This window comes from Cohnella sp. GCM10012308, from assembly GCF_042649185.1.
Taxonomy (GTDB): domain Bacteria; phylum Bacillota; class Bacilli; order Paenibacillales; family Paenibacillaceae; genus Cohnella.
In genome coordinates this window covers 137904-153571 of sequence record NZ_JBHRYU010000005.1, presented here as the reverse complement: position 1 = coordinate 153571, position 15668 = coordinate 137904, and the positions used below count along the sequence as shown (strand labels likewise).

At 61.0% G+C, this 15668-nt stretch carries 13 protein-coding genes; all 13 read right to left on the bottom strand.

Annotated elements, in window-relative coordinates; all coding sequences use genetic code 11:
• Positions 1-96 precede the first annotated feature (96 nt).
• Complete coding sequence (locus tag ACFOTD_RS08885; RefSeq protein WP_378117795.1) at positions 97-804, bottom strand: response regulator; 708 nt, start codon at positions 802-804, stop codon at positions 97-99.
• 26 nt (positions 805-830) lie between these two features.
• The gene (locus tag ACFOTD_RS08880; protein WP_378117793.1) at positions 831-2840 is read right to left on the bottom strand and encodes a PAS domain-containing sensor histidine kinase; all 2010 of its coding nucleotides are present in this window, start codon (positions 2838-2840) and stop codon (positions 831-833) included.
• A gap of 331 nt (positions 2841-3171) precedes the next feature.
• On the bottom strand, positions 3172-4248 hold the full coding sequence (locus ACFOTD_RS08875) for a protein-glutamate methylesterase/protein-glutamine glutaminase (protein WP_378117791.1): 1077 nt from the start codon (positions 4246-4248) through the stop codon (positions 3172-3174).
• A gap of 36 nt (positions 4249-4284) precedes the next feature.
• Positions 4285-5076, bottom strand: a complete 792-nt coding sequence (locus ACFOTD_RS08870) for a CheR family methyltransferase (RefSeq protein ID WP_378117789.1) — start codon at positions 5074-5076, stop codon at positions 4285-4287.
• A 17-nt stretch (positions 5077-5093) separates the two neighbouring features.
• Positions 5094-6692: a methyl-accepting chemotaxis protein gene (locus tag ACFOTD_RS08865; RefSeq protein WP_378117787.1), complete on the bottom strand. Its 1599-nt coding sequence runs from the start codon at positions 6690-6692 to the stop codon at positions 5094-5096.
• Positions 6693-6720: 28 nt separating this feature from the next.
• Positions 6721-8877 (bottom strand): chemotaxis protein CheW, encoded by a 2157-nt coding sequence (locus ACFOTD_RS08860; protein ID WP_378117785.1) that lies wholly within the window; start codon positions 8875-8877, stop codon positions 6721-6723.
• A 13-nt stretch (positions 8878-8890) separates the two neighbouring features.
• Entirely contained in the window at positions 8891-9313 is a 423-nt protein-coding gene (locus ACFOTD_RS08855) for a chemotaxis protein CheW (RefSeq protein ID WP_378117783.1), read from the bottom strand.
• Between the two features lie 50 nt (positions 9314-9363).
• Positions 9364-11199, bottom strand: coding sequence for a methyl-accepting chemotaxis protein (locus ACFOTD_RS08850; protein WP_378118013.1), 1836 nt, complete (start codon positions 11197-11199; stop codon positions 9364-9366).
• Entirely contained in the window at positions 11199-11579 is a 381-nt protein-coding gene (locus ACFOTD_RS08845) for a response regulator (RefSeq protein ID WP_378117781.1), read from the bottom strand. The genes ACFOTD_RS08850 and ACFOTD_RS08845 overlap by 1 nt, the downstream gene beginning before the upstream one ends.
• A gap of 4 nt (positions 11580-11583) precedes the next feature.
• Positions 11584-12081 carry a chemotaxis protein CheX gene (locus ACFOTD_RS08840; RefSeq protein WP_378117779.1) on the bottom strand — a complete coding sequence of 166 codons (498 nt, stop codon included), beginning with the start codon at positions 12079-12081 and terminating at the stop codon, positions 11584-11586.
• Positions 12082-12306: 225 nt separating this feature from the next.
• Positions 12307-13278: a 2,3-diaminopropionate biosynthesis protein SbnB gene (locus ACFOTD_RS08835; RefSeq protein ID WP_378117777.1), complete on the bottom strand. Its 972-nt coding sequence runs from the start codon at positions 13276-13278 to the stop codon at positions 12307-12309.
• Positions 13275-14345 carry a 2,3-diaminopropionate biosynthesis protein SbnA gene (gene sbnA, locus ACFOTD_RS08830; protein ID WP_378117775.1) on the bottom strand — a complete coding sequence of 357 codons (1071 nt, stop codon included), beginning with the start codon at positions 14343-14345 and terminating at the stop codon, positions 13275-13277. Before sbnA ends, ACFOTD_RS08835 begins: the two co-directional genes overlap by 4 nt.
• A 13-nt stretch (positions 14346-14358) precedes the next feature.
• Positions 14359-15570, bottom strand: a complete 1212-nt coding sequence (locus ACFOTD_RS08825) for a phenylacetate--CoA ligase family protein (RefSeq protein WP_378117773.1) — start codon at positions 15568-15570, stop codon at positions 14359-14361.
• Positions 15571-15668 lie beyond the last annotated feature (98 nt).

The window sequence follows — 15668 nt, the reverse complement described above, 5'->3', positions numbered from 1 at the left end:
GAGTTGTTTTATCTTTAAATTATTTATCTTTAATTTAAGATAAATATACAGCAAGATCCCCGCGATTGCAAGCGGGGATTTAGCGCAAGCCGATATTTAGATCGCATCCATGCCGGGATACCCCATGAACGAGAGGTCGGCCCGACGCGCCCCCCCTTGTTCCGACTCCTCCACGATGCCGAGCTGGCCGGCCTTAATAACGGCCTCGACCCTCGATTTGACCTTGAGCTTGTGGAAAAGATCCGTCAGCGCGTACTCGAGCGACCGCTGGCTGATCAGCAGCGCCTGCGCGATTTCCTTGTTGCTCTTGCCGCGGGAAATCTCCGTCAGAATCTGCTTGTCTCTATCGGACACGGCCGCGTTCGTCGGATCGGAACGCGGCTCGGGCCGAGGCTCGCTCGGGCGCCTGAGCTGCTTGAGCAGCTCCAGGGGCAGCACGGCCTCCCCGCGCGACGCGCACCGGACCGCGGTGACGAGCTGCTCCCGGTTCACCGTCTTGGGCAGAAAACCGGAAAGGCCGGACTCTACCATCAGGTTGAAATGGTTTTTAAAATCGAAGCCCGTATAAATTAGAATCGTCGCGTCGGGCCGGATCCCGAGAATCCGCTTGGACAGCTCTAGCCCGTTCATGTCGGGCATCTGCAGATCGACGAGGATGACGTCGAACCGCAGCCGTTCCGTCAACTCTATTGCCATGGCCGCCGTGTTCGCGAAGCGGACACGGATGTCTCCTTCCTGCTCGAGCAGCAGCTTCGTGCCTTCCATGACCGAGGGATGGTCGTCTACTGTCAATACTTCTATCATGTGGTTCCCTCCCGTCGCAGCCCGGTCTAGCAGACAGCCGGTATGCGGATGCTGATGGAGAGCCCGTCGTCCGGAGCCGAGCAGAATACGATCTGGCCGCTCATGCTATGCACGCGTTCCTTCATGCCGTATACGCCCATGCTCGCGAATGCGCTCCCCGCTTTCTCGATGTCCATGCCGACGCCATTGTCTTCGTAAAACAAGTGGATCAAACCTGCGGAAGCCGCGAGCGAGATCTTCACCCGGGTCGCCTGCGAATGCTTGGACGCGTTCGCGAGCAGTTCCTGAACGACGCGGTAAATGCCCAGCATCTGATCCTCGCATAGCGTTTGCCCGATATCTCCCAACTGATAATCGATCGCATAGTCGGCACGCAGCTGCGTCAGCTCGAACAGCGACGCGAGCGAGGACGCCAGCCCGGCCTCCTTGAGCATAGGCGGACGAAGATCGATGCACATCATCCGGATTTGGTACATAACGTCCAGCAGCCCCTCCGCAATCGCCTGGAGCTTGCCTCGAAAATCCGGATCCAGCGTCGGATCGGCAAGCATTTGCTCCGCCTTGCGGTACCAGACGATCTGCTCCTGCAGCGCCGAGTCGTGCAGCTCCTGGGCAAGCCGCTTGCGCTCGTGCTCGTTCAGCTGGAATAGCAGCCGGAGCAGCTTCGACGGGACGGCCGTCTGCGAAGAAGCGGATTCGACCTCCCGGGTCAAATCCTCGATTACCAGGAAATTGTCGTAAAGCACGCTGACGTACCGGCAGATCGTCTCGAGCCAAATCCGAACCTGCTCGAGCTGAAGGGCAGCGGGACGTTCCCCTACGCACAGCACGTAAGCCGATCTGCGGATATCCCCGATCCGGATGAGATAGCCGGCCGGCCGGTCGACGACTCGGCATAGCGGCAGCTCGGCGCACCACGCCTTGGGGAGCTCGTCCAGCCAGCCCGGAATTCGGTTGCCTCCGCGCAGGAAGCTGCGGCGGCCGGACCGGACTTCCAGCAGGCAGACATCCTCGGTCATGAGCACCTCCCGCACGACGCGAACGAGACGTTCTTCCATCTCGGATACTTTTACCATACCGAAAAGCGCGCTCGAGAAGCAGTCCAGGCTATTCTGCAAACGGACGTACAGCTCCCCGTTTTCCCGCACCAATCGCTCGGTCTCGAGCCGCTGGCTCTCCGCCTGCTTGCGCTCGGTGATATCCCGTACGATCGAGATCGCGGCGACGCCTCCCTTGTAGGGCACGGGACCCGAGATGACCTCGACGTCCACGAACGTGCCGTCCATCCGCACGATCCGCTGCTCGGCGGGCGCGCTCGTGCGGCCGTCGCGGTATACCTGGGACAAGCGAGCCAGCGCATCGTCCAGACCGTCCGGATGAATCATCCCGAAGATCCGCGCCTCCGTCAGTTCCTGCGCGCCGAACAGCGCCTTCGCCGCAGGGTTGGCGTATTGGATCCGGTAATCCTGATGAAAAATAATCCCGTCCGGGCTCTGCTCGGCCAATTGAAAATCGATTCCCTCGTCTCCGAACGCCGCCGACGCATGCACGGCGACTCGCGGCACATCCGCGGAAAAACCGTGAGCGGCCAGCTTGGCTTCAGTAATGTCTCGAATGATCGCATTGATAAATTGACGTCCGGATGCGTCCGTCGGAAAGGCAATGCACACGTTCAGCCAACGCAGCTCTCCGTCCGCGCGATAGATGCGGCACTCCAAGTCGTCCGCCCTGGCGCCCGGCATCGTCATATCCAGCGCCAGAAATACGGCATAATCGTCGGGATGCACGATTTTCTCCCAAGCGCGTATGTCCTGGAGCCGTTCCTTATCGTATCCCGTAACCGTGAGCACAGAATCGGACAGACAGTCGCAGCGCCCCGTCTCCGCCTCGTACGCACACATCGCCACGCCTAAGGAGTCCATCATACGGCGCATTTTGATGCGTTCAAGGTCAAGCGAAGCGGCAGACGCGTTCTTGTAAGACTGATTACGGTTGACCGTCAACGCCCGCTGAGAGATGATCGGCGATTTTTTCACGTGCATTCCCATCCTCGTCCACCATATTCCATAATAAATTAAATAATGTTTATTTTCCCATTTAAAATGGGAACCAAAAGGCGTCTTTTCAAAATTCGACACCTTTCCTTATATTTCGATATATTCAGGTCTTTATTTTAGTCCCCACCACTAAACATTTGCTAAAAATGATAAAACAGCGCTTGTCGCTCTCTTTTTCTCAAGTCTGAAATGCGCCGAAACGAAAGCGGGGCTGCTGCATCTGGCATTAAACGCACGCAAAAAAGAGCGGCGCAGCGTCTTCATGACGCGCACTGCTCTTTTTTAATCTGCCGCCTGTGTCCCGCCCCAATTAACCCCTGCCCGTCAATTGGACAATTTTTTCTGCGATGCGCCCAAGCGGAACGACATGTTCGACGCAGCCGAGCTCGACCGCGGACCGCGGCATGCCATAGACGACGCAAGTCTCCTGCGACTCGGCAATCGTGGAGGCGGCCCCGAGCTCCTTGGCCAGCAGCATGCCTCTCGCGCCGTCCTGTCCCATGCCTGTCATGATGACGTAGTGACGCTTCAGCCTGGACAGGCGGGCCACCGATTCGAACAGGACGTCTACGGAAGGACGGTGTCCGCTTCGCAGCGGATCCTCCGTGAGCTTGACGAGGTATTCGCCGTTTTTTTCTACGACGGTCAGATGCCGGTCGCCGGGAGCGACGTAGACGCGGCCCCCTCGCAATGCCTCCCCGTCCTCCGCCTCCGAGACGCGCACCTCGCATATGGTGTTCAGCCGTTCGGCAAGCGACTTGGTGAACCGCGGAGGCATGTGCTGTACCACCAGGACCGGGTAAGCGAAAGCTGCCGGCAGCGCCGACAGGACGGCATCCAGCGCACGCGGCCCTCCGGTCGAAGTGCCGATCGCGACCACCTGGCCGAACGTTTTGAAGCCTGGAGATTCCTCTCGTCCGCTCCCCGCCGCAGCGCGCTTGGCAACGGCCGGCCTCGCTTCGGCCTGCGGCTTCAACGCCGCCTTTTGCGTTTTGGACGCCGCTTTGACCTTCGTGACCAGCTCCGTCCTCACCTTGTACAAGTCAAAGGACGTCGAGCCGGAAGGCTTGCCTACGAAGTCCACGGCTCCCCGCCGCAGGGCGTCTATGGTCGCGACCGCGCCTTCTTGCGTCTGCGAGCTCAGCATGACGATCGGTACCGGACGCGATCTCATGATGGCGGATACCGCGTCCAGCCCATTCATGCCCGGCATCTCGACGTCCATCGTAATGACGTCCGGCTGCAGCTCCTGAGCCATGCGGACCGCTTCGGATCCGTTCGTCGCCACGCCCGGCACCTCTATCTCCGGGTCTTCTTCGAGCAGACGCTTGATCAGCTTGCGCATGAAGATCGAGTCGTCGACCACCAGCACCCGAATCGCAGCCATCGCGTCTCCCTCCTTTCCTATTCGCCGGAGCGTTCCTCACTTTTTGCGGTAGAAAAAAGCGTCGGCCGTCTCCAGCCCGTACTGCTCCGGCTGGAAGACCTGCTCGGTCCCCCCGATAAATAAGTACCCGCCCTTGCTAAGCGACTTGGCAAAATTTCTAAATACGCTTTCCTTGGCGGCATCTGTAAAATAGATCAACACGTTGCGGCAAACGATCAGGTCGAAGCCCTGCTCGTACGGATCCGCGAGCAGATTATGCTGCTTAAACGTGACGCTTCGCTTGATCTCGTCGGATACGGCGTACGTCTCCCCCGCGACCTTGAAATACTTGCTCAGGATCGGCTTCGGCACCTCCCTGACCGAGGAGGGCCCGTACAAGCCTTCCCTTGCCTTCTTAATCGCCGTTTTGTCGATATCGGTAGCCAGAAGCTCGTACTGGTGCCGCCTAAGCAAGCCCGAGAGCACGATGGACAGCGTATACGGCTCGTCGCCGGTCGAGCATGCGGCGCTCCAGCACCGGAGCTTGCCGCGGCTCTCAGCCAGCTCGGGAATAATTCTTTTCTCGAGCGTCTCCCAGCGCTTGGCGTTGCGGAAAAATTCGGACACGTTGATTGTCATCCGGTCCAGAAATTCCTCGTACAGCTCGGCGTCGCGCAGCATGCCCTCGAAGAGTTCGACAAACGTGCGATAGCCCCTCCGGTCTCTGAATGTAGCCAGCCGCCGCCGCATTTGGTCCTCTTTGTACTGCAGCAAATCAATGCCGGTCTTGCTCTTCAACTTGGCGACGAACTGCGAAAAATCCAGATCGTCGGTCTTCATCGCCGCCATCGTTCATCCCGCCTTTTCTATGCTTTGCGCGTGCGGAACATCGCCACCGACGCATTCAGCTCCTCCGCCAGGCCTGCGAGCGTCTGCGCGGTCGCCGCGGTCTCCTGGCTGCTGGCCGCCGACTCCTCGGCCGCGGAAGAGATGCTCTCGATGGATGCCATCATGTCCGACGACTGCGCTGCCTGCTGCTCGCTCGCGGCCGCGATCTCCGCGACCCGGCCCGCCGACTCGCTCACCTTGGAGAGGATGCCGCCAAACGCTTCGCCCGTGCGTTCGGAGCCGGCCAGCCCGGTCGCAACCGCCTCTACGCTGCGCCTCGTGTTCGCTTGCATGCCCTTGACGATCTGCGCGATCTGCTTGGTCGCTTCCCCGCTTCGCTCGGCGAGCTTGCGCACTTCGTCCGCCACCACGGCGAAGCCGCGTCCCTGATCCCCAGCGCGGGCGGCTTCGATTGCCGCATTGAGCGCGAGCAGGTTGGTCTGCTCCGCGATATCGTCGATGACCGATACGATCTCGCCCACCTGCTCCGAGTCCTGCGCGAGCCGCGCCATCTGCGCGTTTACTTCGTTCATGCCCTGGATCGAAGATTCGACGACCCGGTTGCCGTCCTGCGCGATCTCCATCGCCGCATTCGACAGATCCGAGGCGTGCTCCGCGCTTCTGGCGACGGATCCGATCGCTTCCGACAGCTCCTTGAACAGCTCGGTCATCGTCTGCGCGGAGTTCGCCTGGCTCGCGCTGCCGCCCGCGATCTCTTCCGTGCTCGCCGATATTTGCTGCGCGGCCGAGGACACGTTCTCGGCCGAATACTGAATGCGCTCGACCGTCCCCCGCAAATCCTCGATCATGCGGTTGACCGAACCCGCCAGCTGGCCGACTTCGTCTTTCGTATCAATGTCCGAGGTGTCCCGCAGATCGCCTTGGGCCACGCGGCCGACGAGAGCGACCATGCTGCTCAGCGGACGGGAGATGTGCCGGGAGACGTAGAAGCCCAGCGCGATGCCGAGCAGCGCGCCCAGCAGGATCACGGCCAGCGTCGTGGTCCGCGCCGAAGCGAAAGACCGGTCTCCCTTTTCGCTCGTCTCCTCCGCGATCTTGACGTTCAGGTCGACGAGATCGCCGAGCTCCTTGGACATCGTGTCGCCGTTTTTTTTCAGGTCACCCTGCAGCAGTTCTTCGAACGCTTCGTGATCGCCCTTCCGCAAGTACTGAAGCGCGTTCTGCAGCGTAGACTCGTAGTCCTTCCAAGCCGTATCGAATTGCGCGAGTTCCACCTGCTCAGGCGGCGTGATCCGGGTATTCCGGTAAGTATCCACCCGGCCGATCAGATTGGCTTCCGCTTGCTTGATCGCGTCTTCGTACGTCTGCTTGTCCGAGTCGCTCTCGGCAAAAGCGTTGTAATCCCGAACGCTTACGCGGATCAGTTCGTATTGGGTTTGCGCCTCGGACAGGTTGGAGATCGGAATCAGGTTGTTGTCGTACATATTGCCCAGCGCCGTATTCATTTTGCCCGTCTGGCTGAGCCCCGACAATCCGATAAAGATCAGCAGTGCGACCATCAGAAGGAAAACGACGCTCAATTTCCAGGATATTTTCAAATGTCCGAACCATCTCATGGTGTTCCCTCCGTTTTTCGTGAACCGTTTACCGCGCCGTCGATTTGGCGAACAGCGCCGATATCTCGAGAATCAAAGCCACGTTGCCGTCGCCGAGGATCGTCGCCCCGGCAATGCCGTCCACCTTGCCGATGTAGGCGCCCAGCGACTTGATAACGATCTCTTGGTTGCCGATGAGCTCGTCTACGGTGAGCGCGAGGCGCTTCTCGGCGGAGCCGATTATGACCAGCGGAATCTGCTTCGCCGCGTCTTCCGTCTGCGTTACGCCGAATCGCTCCCGGATGTCCGCCACAGGGATCACCTGATTGCGGATCAATACGACCGGCTGGCCGCGCACGCTGCGAATCTCCTCGACGGGAACCCGCACGATCTCCGCGATATTGCTCATTGGAATGATCAACGTCTGTCCGCCGCATTTGACCAGCAGCCCGACGATGATCGCCAGCGTCAACGGCAGCTTGATCTTGAATGTCGTCCCGCGTCCGAGCTCGGAGCGAATGTCGATCATCCCGTTCAGCTTCTCGATATGACTCGCCACGATATCCATCCCTACGCCGCGGCCGGACACGTCGCTTACCTGCTGCGCCGTTGAGAACCCCGGGCGGAAGATCAGGTCGATCGCCTCCCTGTCGCCCAGGGCGTCCGCTTCCTCCTGCGTGATGATCCCTTTATTGACGGCCGACGACCGCATCTTCGCCGGATTAATCCCCGCCCCGTCGTCCTCGACGCAGATGACGACCTGATTGTCCTCGTGCGCGGCCTTGATGCGCAGGATACCTTGACGGGGCTTGCCTGCGCGTTCCCTGACTTCAGGCAGCTCCAGGCCATGGTCGACGGCATTGCGGATCAGATGAATGAGCGGATCGGCGATCTCCTCGATGAGGGTGCGGTCCAGCTCCGTGTCCTGCCCCTCCATGACGAGCTCCAGTTCCTTGCCCAGATCCCTGGAGAGATCCCGGATCATCCGCGGGAACCGGCCCATCAGCTGCTCGATCGGCAGCATTCTTGCCTTCATGACGCTCTCCTGGAGATCGCCGATGATCCGCGAGAGATGGTCGGCGATATGGCCGAGCTCGCCGACCGAATCGTCCTGGAAGCGGCGGCGCTGCGTGCGGGCGACCTGCTGGATGCGGGTCTGGTCGATCACGAGCTCGCCGACGAGGTTCATCAGGTCGTCCAGCCGCTCGACGCTGACGCGGATCGTCTGGGCCTTCGGCTTGGCCGCCGCGGAAGGCGGGGTCGCGGGCGCAGACGTCGACGAGGACGAGAACGGCTCAGGTTGCCTGGACGGAGCCTCCGCTGCCGCCGCCGACTCGTCGATTAGCAGAGCGGATACCGACAAGGCGTCTTCACGCTCCTGCGCATCGGCGATGTCGGCGACGGCGGATGCCGGCCCGCGATAGTCCAGCTCGGTCTCTTCAAGAAGGACAGCCTCGGCATGCGCGCTCGCGACGTCGGCCAATCCCGCCGCCATCGCCGCCAACTCACCCGGCTCCTGTGTCCCCGCGTACAAATAAGTCAGCTCCAGCGCATCTCCGCCGCTCTCGCCGATGCTCTCGTAGTCGGGAGAGGCCAACAGCAATTCTCCCCACTCCGTGAGCATCGTCTGGATCACGTAAGCTCTGGCGCCCTGGATGAAGCAATCGGGCGAGAGACGGACGCACAGCCAGGACAGGCGCAGCCCTTGCTCAAGCGCGCTTTTCATATGCAGGCGGATCGAAAGGGAGAGCTCCGGGCGTACCGCAGCGGAGTCGGGGACAACCGCCTGCGTCTGGACAGCGCCGGAAGCCCCCGCCGCCGCGCCCGCTTCCTCCGAGTCGAACCGCTCGAGCGCATGCAGGCATGCGGACACGTCCACCGTGATGCAATCCTGCTTCAGGATGTCTTCCTTCATCAGCTTCAGGTTATCGAGCGCGCGGAACAGCAGATCGATCATTGAAGGCGTAACCGTTCTTTCTTTGGAACGCACCAGATCGAGCAAATGCTCCATCCGGTGGGTCAGGCGCTTCATCTCTTCGAAGCCCATGGCGGCGGAAGAGCCCTTCAGGGTATGCGCCGCGCGGAACAGGCTCTGGATCACCTCGCTGGATTCGCAGTCCCGCTCCAGCTGCATGATCACCTCGTCCATTAATTGAAGCTGCTCGTCCAGCTCCTCTAGAAATACCTCTTTGTATTCAGACAACATATTCGGCATCCCCCTAGTCTCGAAGCAAAACTTCCTCCAGCTGCAGGATGCCGACCAGCCCTCCGTTAGCCAAGCCGATCCCCGTGAATAGCCGGCCGTCAAGGCCGCCGAAGCGTCCTTGCGGTGCCTGGATATCGTTAAACGTCGTCACCTTGCTGACGCGGTCGACGATGATGCCGACCGTGTCGACGGCGTGGTTCACGACGACGATGCGGGTCTGCTTCGTGTACGGCTGCTCCTCCATTCCGAACAGGTCGCGCAGGCTGAGCACCGGCACGATCTTGCCTCTGAGATTGATGACCCCTTTGACATACGGCATGACGCCTGGAATATGCGTGATGTCCTGCATCTTGATAATTTCGTGGATGTCCTGTATGCGTATGGCATACTGCTCGCGCTCGATGCCGAACTCCACGTATTGTTCTTGCGCCGTCATGGCGGATGCTCCCCTCTGTCGTGGCTGCCGCCGATGGCGGCTCATAACGGTCAGTCGACCTTAAATACGGATGCGGATTCGTGCAGCCGCTCGGCGAGCTGCGCAAGCGATTGGGAAGTCGACGCGGTCTCCTCCGACGCGGCGGCGGCCTCTTCGCTGGCAGCGGAGATGCTCTCGATGGAGCGTCTGACCTCTTCGGACTGCGCGGCCTGCTCCTCGCTGGCTGCGGCGATCTCCCCGACCTTATCCTCCGTGGCGGAAACCATGGAGAGGATGCGCTCGAACGCTTCGCCCGTCTCCTTCGAATGGCTCACGCCTTCGGCGACGGCCTCGACGCTGCGTTCGGTGTTGCGCTGCATCTCCTTGATGATCGCGGAGATTTGCTTGGTCGCTTCGCCGCTGCGCTCCGCAAGCTTGCGGACTTCGTCGGCGACGACGGCAAAGCCGCGTCCCTGATCGCCGGCGCGGGCCGCCTCGATCGCCGCGTTCAGCGCCAGCAGGTTCGTCTGCTCGGCGATGTCGCCGATGACTTCGAGAATATCGCCGATCTTGGCGCTGTCCTCGGCCAGATGCGCGACCTGCTTGCTGACTTGTCCCATGCTGGCCACCGACCGGTTGACGACGGCGCCGCCGTCCCGGGCGATCGACGAGGTCTGCGACGCCAGCAGCGCAGCCGACTCCGCGCCCTCGGCGACGGCCGCGATCGCTTCCGACAGCTCGCCGAAGCGCTCCCGGATATCCAAGGCCGCTTCAGACTGCACGTTCGTGCCGCTGGCGATCTCATGGGTGCTCGCCGAGATTTGCTCCGACGAAGCCGCGACGCTCTCGGAGGAGCGAACCACTTCGCCGATCAGCGTCCTGAGCTTCGCGATCATGCGATTGACGGCAACGGAGAGCTGGCCGAGCTCGTCCTTGCTCCGAACCGGCACTTCTTCAGTCAGGTCTCCGTCCGCGATCCGTTCCGTCGCCTGCATCAGACGCTTCATCGGCGTGCTGATCGAACGGATCAGCCAGAATGCCAACAGAAGACTGACGATTGCGGTAGCCGCGATAACGATGACGGTCGTATACAAAATGCCGCGCGTCGCATCCGACACCTCGCTCAGCTCGATGGCGCCCATGATCTTCCATCCCGTGAGCTTGTTCGTCGCGTAGGCCGCTTCTTTTTTTACGCCCTCCAGCGTGTAATTCACGGTACCTTCTTCCGAAGCGTATACCTGCCCGATATAGCCATTGGTGTTCGGCGTCCCCGGCGTTTTGGTCGGGTGCGTAATGTAGTTGTGATTGCCGTCCATGACCAAAATGTAGCCGCGCTCGCCAACCTTGTATTGCTTCATCTGCTCGCCAAGTTCCTTCAGGCCGAGGACTGCGCCTACGACGCCCGTGCCGTCGTCGACGGTCTTGGAGATGACAACGATCATTTCGCCGGTGGTGGCCGACACCATCGGATTGGTGACGACAGCGGTACCCGGACGCTCCATCGCCAGCTTGTACCAATCTCGCTGCCGCGGGTCGTAATCCGCCGCAAAGTTGGACTTTGGCGCGGCGGCGGTCTTTCCGTCCACCGTTCCGAAGACAACGCTCTGATAGTGATTCTTAGCCTCCTGGAAGGGAGCGAGCAGCGCTGCGGCTTTAGCCGTGTCATCGCCCGCAAGCAGCTTCGAGCTCATGAGACCCGCCATATAATCGACATCCTGCATGCCGGAAGAGATTTCTTCCTGAATCTTCATCTCCGCCGTCTGCACGCTCTCCCTTGCGGAGCTTTGGATCTGCGACTTGATTTCCTTCGCGGCGCTGCGGAAGGAAAACCAGCCGATGGCGGAGCTTGGCAGCAGCAGCACGATCAGCAGCACGATCGCGAGACGATATTTGATAGACAGGTTCATCACGGCACCGGTCTCCCCTCGGCTTTGAGCAGCTTGTTGACCGACTCGATGACGCGATCCTCCTGGAACGGCTTGACGATAAAGTCCTTCGCGCCGGCTTGAATGGCCTGGATGATCATCCCTTGCTGGCCCATCGCCGAGCACATGATGATTCTCGCGTCCGAATGGTTCGCCCGGATCAACCGGACTGCTTCGATGCCTTCCATAATCGGCATGGTGATGTCCATCGTCACGAGATCCGGCTTCAGCATGGCGTATTTCTCGACCGCGACAGCACCGTTTTCGGCCTCCCCGATGACCTCGTGTCCGCCTTTTTGCAAGATCGATTTGAGCATCATCCGCATGAATGCCGCATCGTCTACGACCAATATCGTTGCCATTGCGTCACACCTTCCCTTCCGTATCTCTCGATATGATGAATTGAAGCTCTCCTGCGCGTTCGAACGCGACGGACATCCGCACGACGTTCCTTAATCCGTAAATGTGCATTTTACCTGTGATGACGGTAGGCGGCGTAATATCGATCCGGTACCCCCTGCCGGAAACGAGCGTCGCCGCTTGTCCGGTGACCATATTGGCCAGCTCCCCGACGAAAGAATGAAGCATGTCGCCCTCGAGCAGCATCCCGAACATCGATTCCCCGAGCCTGCCGAACACGTCGCCTTCGCCCAGGATGACGACGCGCCCGTACATGTCTCCCGTCACGCCGATCAGCACGCCCCATTCATCCTGCCATTCATCCTTCTCCGAGCGAGGGTCCGTAACGCTGAGCGGAAGCGGCACGACCTGGCGAAGCGCCTGCAGGATATCCTGCAGCAGCTCGTCCGATCGTTCGCCCGTCCCGTCCCCCACGATTGCCGACGTGTTCGCTTCTATGTTCATGATGGCCTCCTGACCGGTTAATTCGAACTATATTAATCATAAAGTCCCAGCTTTTCTCTGTAACCGAAAAATCATTGCGCGGTACCGCAAATATTCGCGGGTTATCGTGAGATTTTGCGGTACCGCGCAAATCTTGCGTGACAGCCGATGGGAGGTTTAAGCATGAAAAGAGACCGACGCCAAGCGTAACCGACGTCGGTGATTAAGACCTTTGACCTATTCGATTCATCTATCCTCCAATTGGACTCCGATCCCGCGTTCTGTCGCAAGCGCTGCATAATCCGCCGCAATCGCGATATCGAAGACGCCCAGTCCCATCGGATTGAAAAAAATCGGCATGCAAGGCGGCATATCGAGCAATGCGTCCCGGCATACGACGTCCGCAAGCGTGCGCGCATCCGCCTCTCCGAGTCCGCAGGCTGCGTGAAGCCGCTCGATATCGGTGTTCTCGCGGCATACCTCGAACCAGTCGTCCACGACCGGTATGGCCTTTCCGAATACGCTGGCGGGCTCGTAGTCGCGCAGCGAGACATTGAGCAGCAGCGCGCCGGCCGGCGGCGCCTCGTCGATGTAACGCTCCGAGGATACGGTGCACGTCGCGAACACGTCGGACGAACCGTAAATCGCGCGCCAATCGCTCTCGATGGTAACGATATCCCGCACTTCCGCAGGCACCGTCTGCGAATCGATGGGACGCAAATCGAAAAGAGACACCTGCTTCAGCCGAGCGCCGAGCAGGTCCGCACACATGTCGAGGTGAAGACGGCCGATCGGGCCCCAGCCGACGATGCCGAGACTCACTTCTTCCGGCTGCCGCGCTTCCATATACGCCCGCAGCATCAGGCCGCTGACCGCGGCCGCACGCAAGCCGTTCAGCAGCGCGCTCCGGATGAAAGCGAACGGGATGCCCGTCTGCGCGTCGTTAAGCACGATCGCGTTGCTCGCCCGCGGCAGGCCGCGAACAAGATTGCCGGGGAAGCCCGCCACCCACTTGATGCCGGCCAGATCGAACGGCCCGCCGACATAGGCCGGCATCGCGATGATGCGGTTGCGTATATCCCCGTAGCGCAGATAGGTCTTGGCCGTACTGACGCACGTGCCATGCTCCCGTTCGCGGACGACAGCCTCGACGATGCCGATCAGCCGGCCCCAATCGATGCCGAGCGAACGGATATGCCCGTCGTGCAAATAGATCATCCGCGACCACCTTCGCTCTCTGTCGAAAAGCAAGTCTGCGGTTTCGGTGCCGGCTGCAGCATCGGCCGCGGGCCGGACTTCGGATTGGGTCTGGAATTGAGCTTCTGTTCCGGCTCCAGGCCGAGCTCTCTTTGAACCCAATCGTCGTCGTACACCGTATCCATGTACCGCTCGCCCCGGTCCGGCAAAATCGCGACGCACACCGCGCCGGCGGGAATATCCCGGCTCATCCGGCCGATTGCCGCGACGACGCCCCCCGAAGACGCGCCGGCGAGAATGGCTTCCTGCCGCACAAGCGCCCGACAGCCCCGTACGCAATCGGCATCAGATACGCGTACGACGAGGTCGGCCAGCGACTCGTCGTGCAAGTCCGGCACCTGCGCGGCGCCGAGACCGGGGAATCTTCGCCGGCCGTCGGCCCCGCCGAACAGCGCGCTGCCTTCCGCGTCGACCGCCACGATCCGCGTTGGCCAGCCGCGTCGCCGGATTTCGTCCCGGCATCCGCGAATCGTGCCGCACGAGCTGACGCCGCAGAACAAGTAGTCCACCGTGCCGAGCCGTTCCGCGATCTCGCGCATCGTCGTCTCCGCGTGCGCCAGCGCATTGTCCGGATTGCCGTATTGATTCGTCCAATACGCCCCCGGAATCTCGCGCACCAGCTCCTGCACCCGGCGTATGCGGGCAGGCAGGTATTCGCCCGTGCGCGCGTCCGGCCTCGTCACGAGCTCGATCTCGCCGCCGAAGCTCCGGATGATCTGCAGGTGCCGCTGCGTCGTGCGGGGATCCGCCACGCAGATGAACCGAAGTCCCAGATAGGCACACAACTGCGCGAGGCTGATGCCCAGATTGCCCGAGCTGGATTCGACGATCACGCTGCCCTCGGACACTTCGCCTCGTCCGATCGCTTCGCGCAGCATATACAAGGCCGGGCGGTCCTTGGCGCTTCCGCCGGGATTCATCCACTCCAGCTTGCCGTGCACCTCGAACGGCTCGCCGTCGTACAGCCGTCCCAGACGGATCAGCGGCGTACGCCCGATCGCTTCCGCGATGCCTCCTTCGAGCCTCATGCGAACCCGACCTTTACGTATAAAATATTTTTTTGATTTTGACGGCGCCGCGGCTCAGTTCGTCATCGAATCCGGCATGGGCGACGACCTCTATACCGGACAGAATGCCGCCGCGGATCATGGCGCCGATCTCCGGAATGCGATCCTCCAGCTCCGCGCGCACCCGATCGAGCAGCGCTTGGTCCGCCGCCGCGCCATGCAGGTGAACGCGCAGAGCGTTGCCCGCCACGTTAACGCGGACGCCTGCTTCGCGGACATGCCGGTAAACCGCATTCTCGATGTCGTAAATGCTGATTTTCTCTCCGTGCTTGAGATCGGGGCCGATGCGCTTCACGATGCTGTGAAAGCTCTGCCTCCGCACCCCCTCCACGACGATCGGGCGCAAATCGCGGACGACGTCGTACGTGACGTAGCGAAGCGCCGGAAATGCCTCTCTGACGGCCGACGAGAGCACAAGCACCTGCTCGCCCGCCGGCAGCGGCTCATACGTCTCGCCGAGCGCCTCGGCGCCGATGCCTTCCGCTTCGAGTCCTTCCGTCAACAAGTAGCGCCCGTACCGATGATCGAAATAGGCAATGGTGCCGATCTCGATCGACCCGTACGTGTCGACGAACGCGTCCGGCTCAAGACCGAGACGGCCCGCTGCATGCCTGATCCACGCCGGGGCCGCGATCTCGCCGACCAAAATGACTTGCCGTATGCCGAACAAACGCGGATCGTCCGCCGCGAGCAGTATGCGGTCGAGTATCGAGGGCATCGTGTATAGCACCTCGGGACGGATCCGCCGCAGCTGTTCGACGTGCCGCTCGATCGGCTCCCTGTACGACAGCGTATGGACTGTCATGCCAAGACTCCGGAATACGCTCGAAGCCGTCGCTTCGGCATGTCCCGTTCCCATGTCCGACACCGCAGTCCGATAGCCGCGGTCTCCGAGAATGTCGCGGAAGACGTTCTCCTTGATGCGTAAATACGCCGCTTCGTCCCGCTCAGAATAGTAGATGGCCTTACGCAGGCCCGAGCTCGTTCCCGAGGTTCGATAGCAGTACAGATCGCTGCGGAGCGCAAGAGGATTGCCTTCCGTATAATAAAAAGCCTCCAGCACGGAAGCTGTAATCAGAGGCAATGATTCCCGCGGGGCCGCATTCCAACCGGGGAGGCCGCGATACCATGGGAATCGCTGCGCAGTCTCTTCGGCGAAGGCCCTCCCGACAGCAGGCTCGGACATTCGATCCACTCCTTGCCCGTCAAGGTCACAGCCTGATTCGGGATGCTACCACCATATGTAAAAGAGCGGCCCGACGTTCGAGAAACGCGCGTGAACCG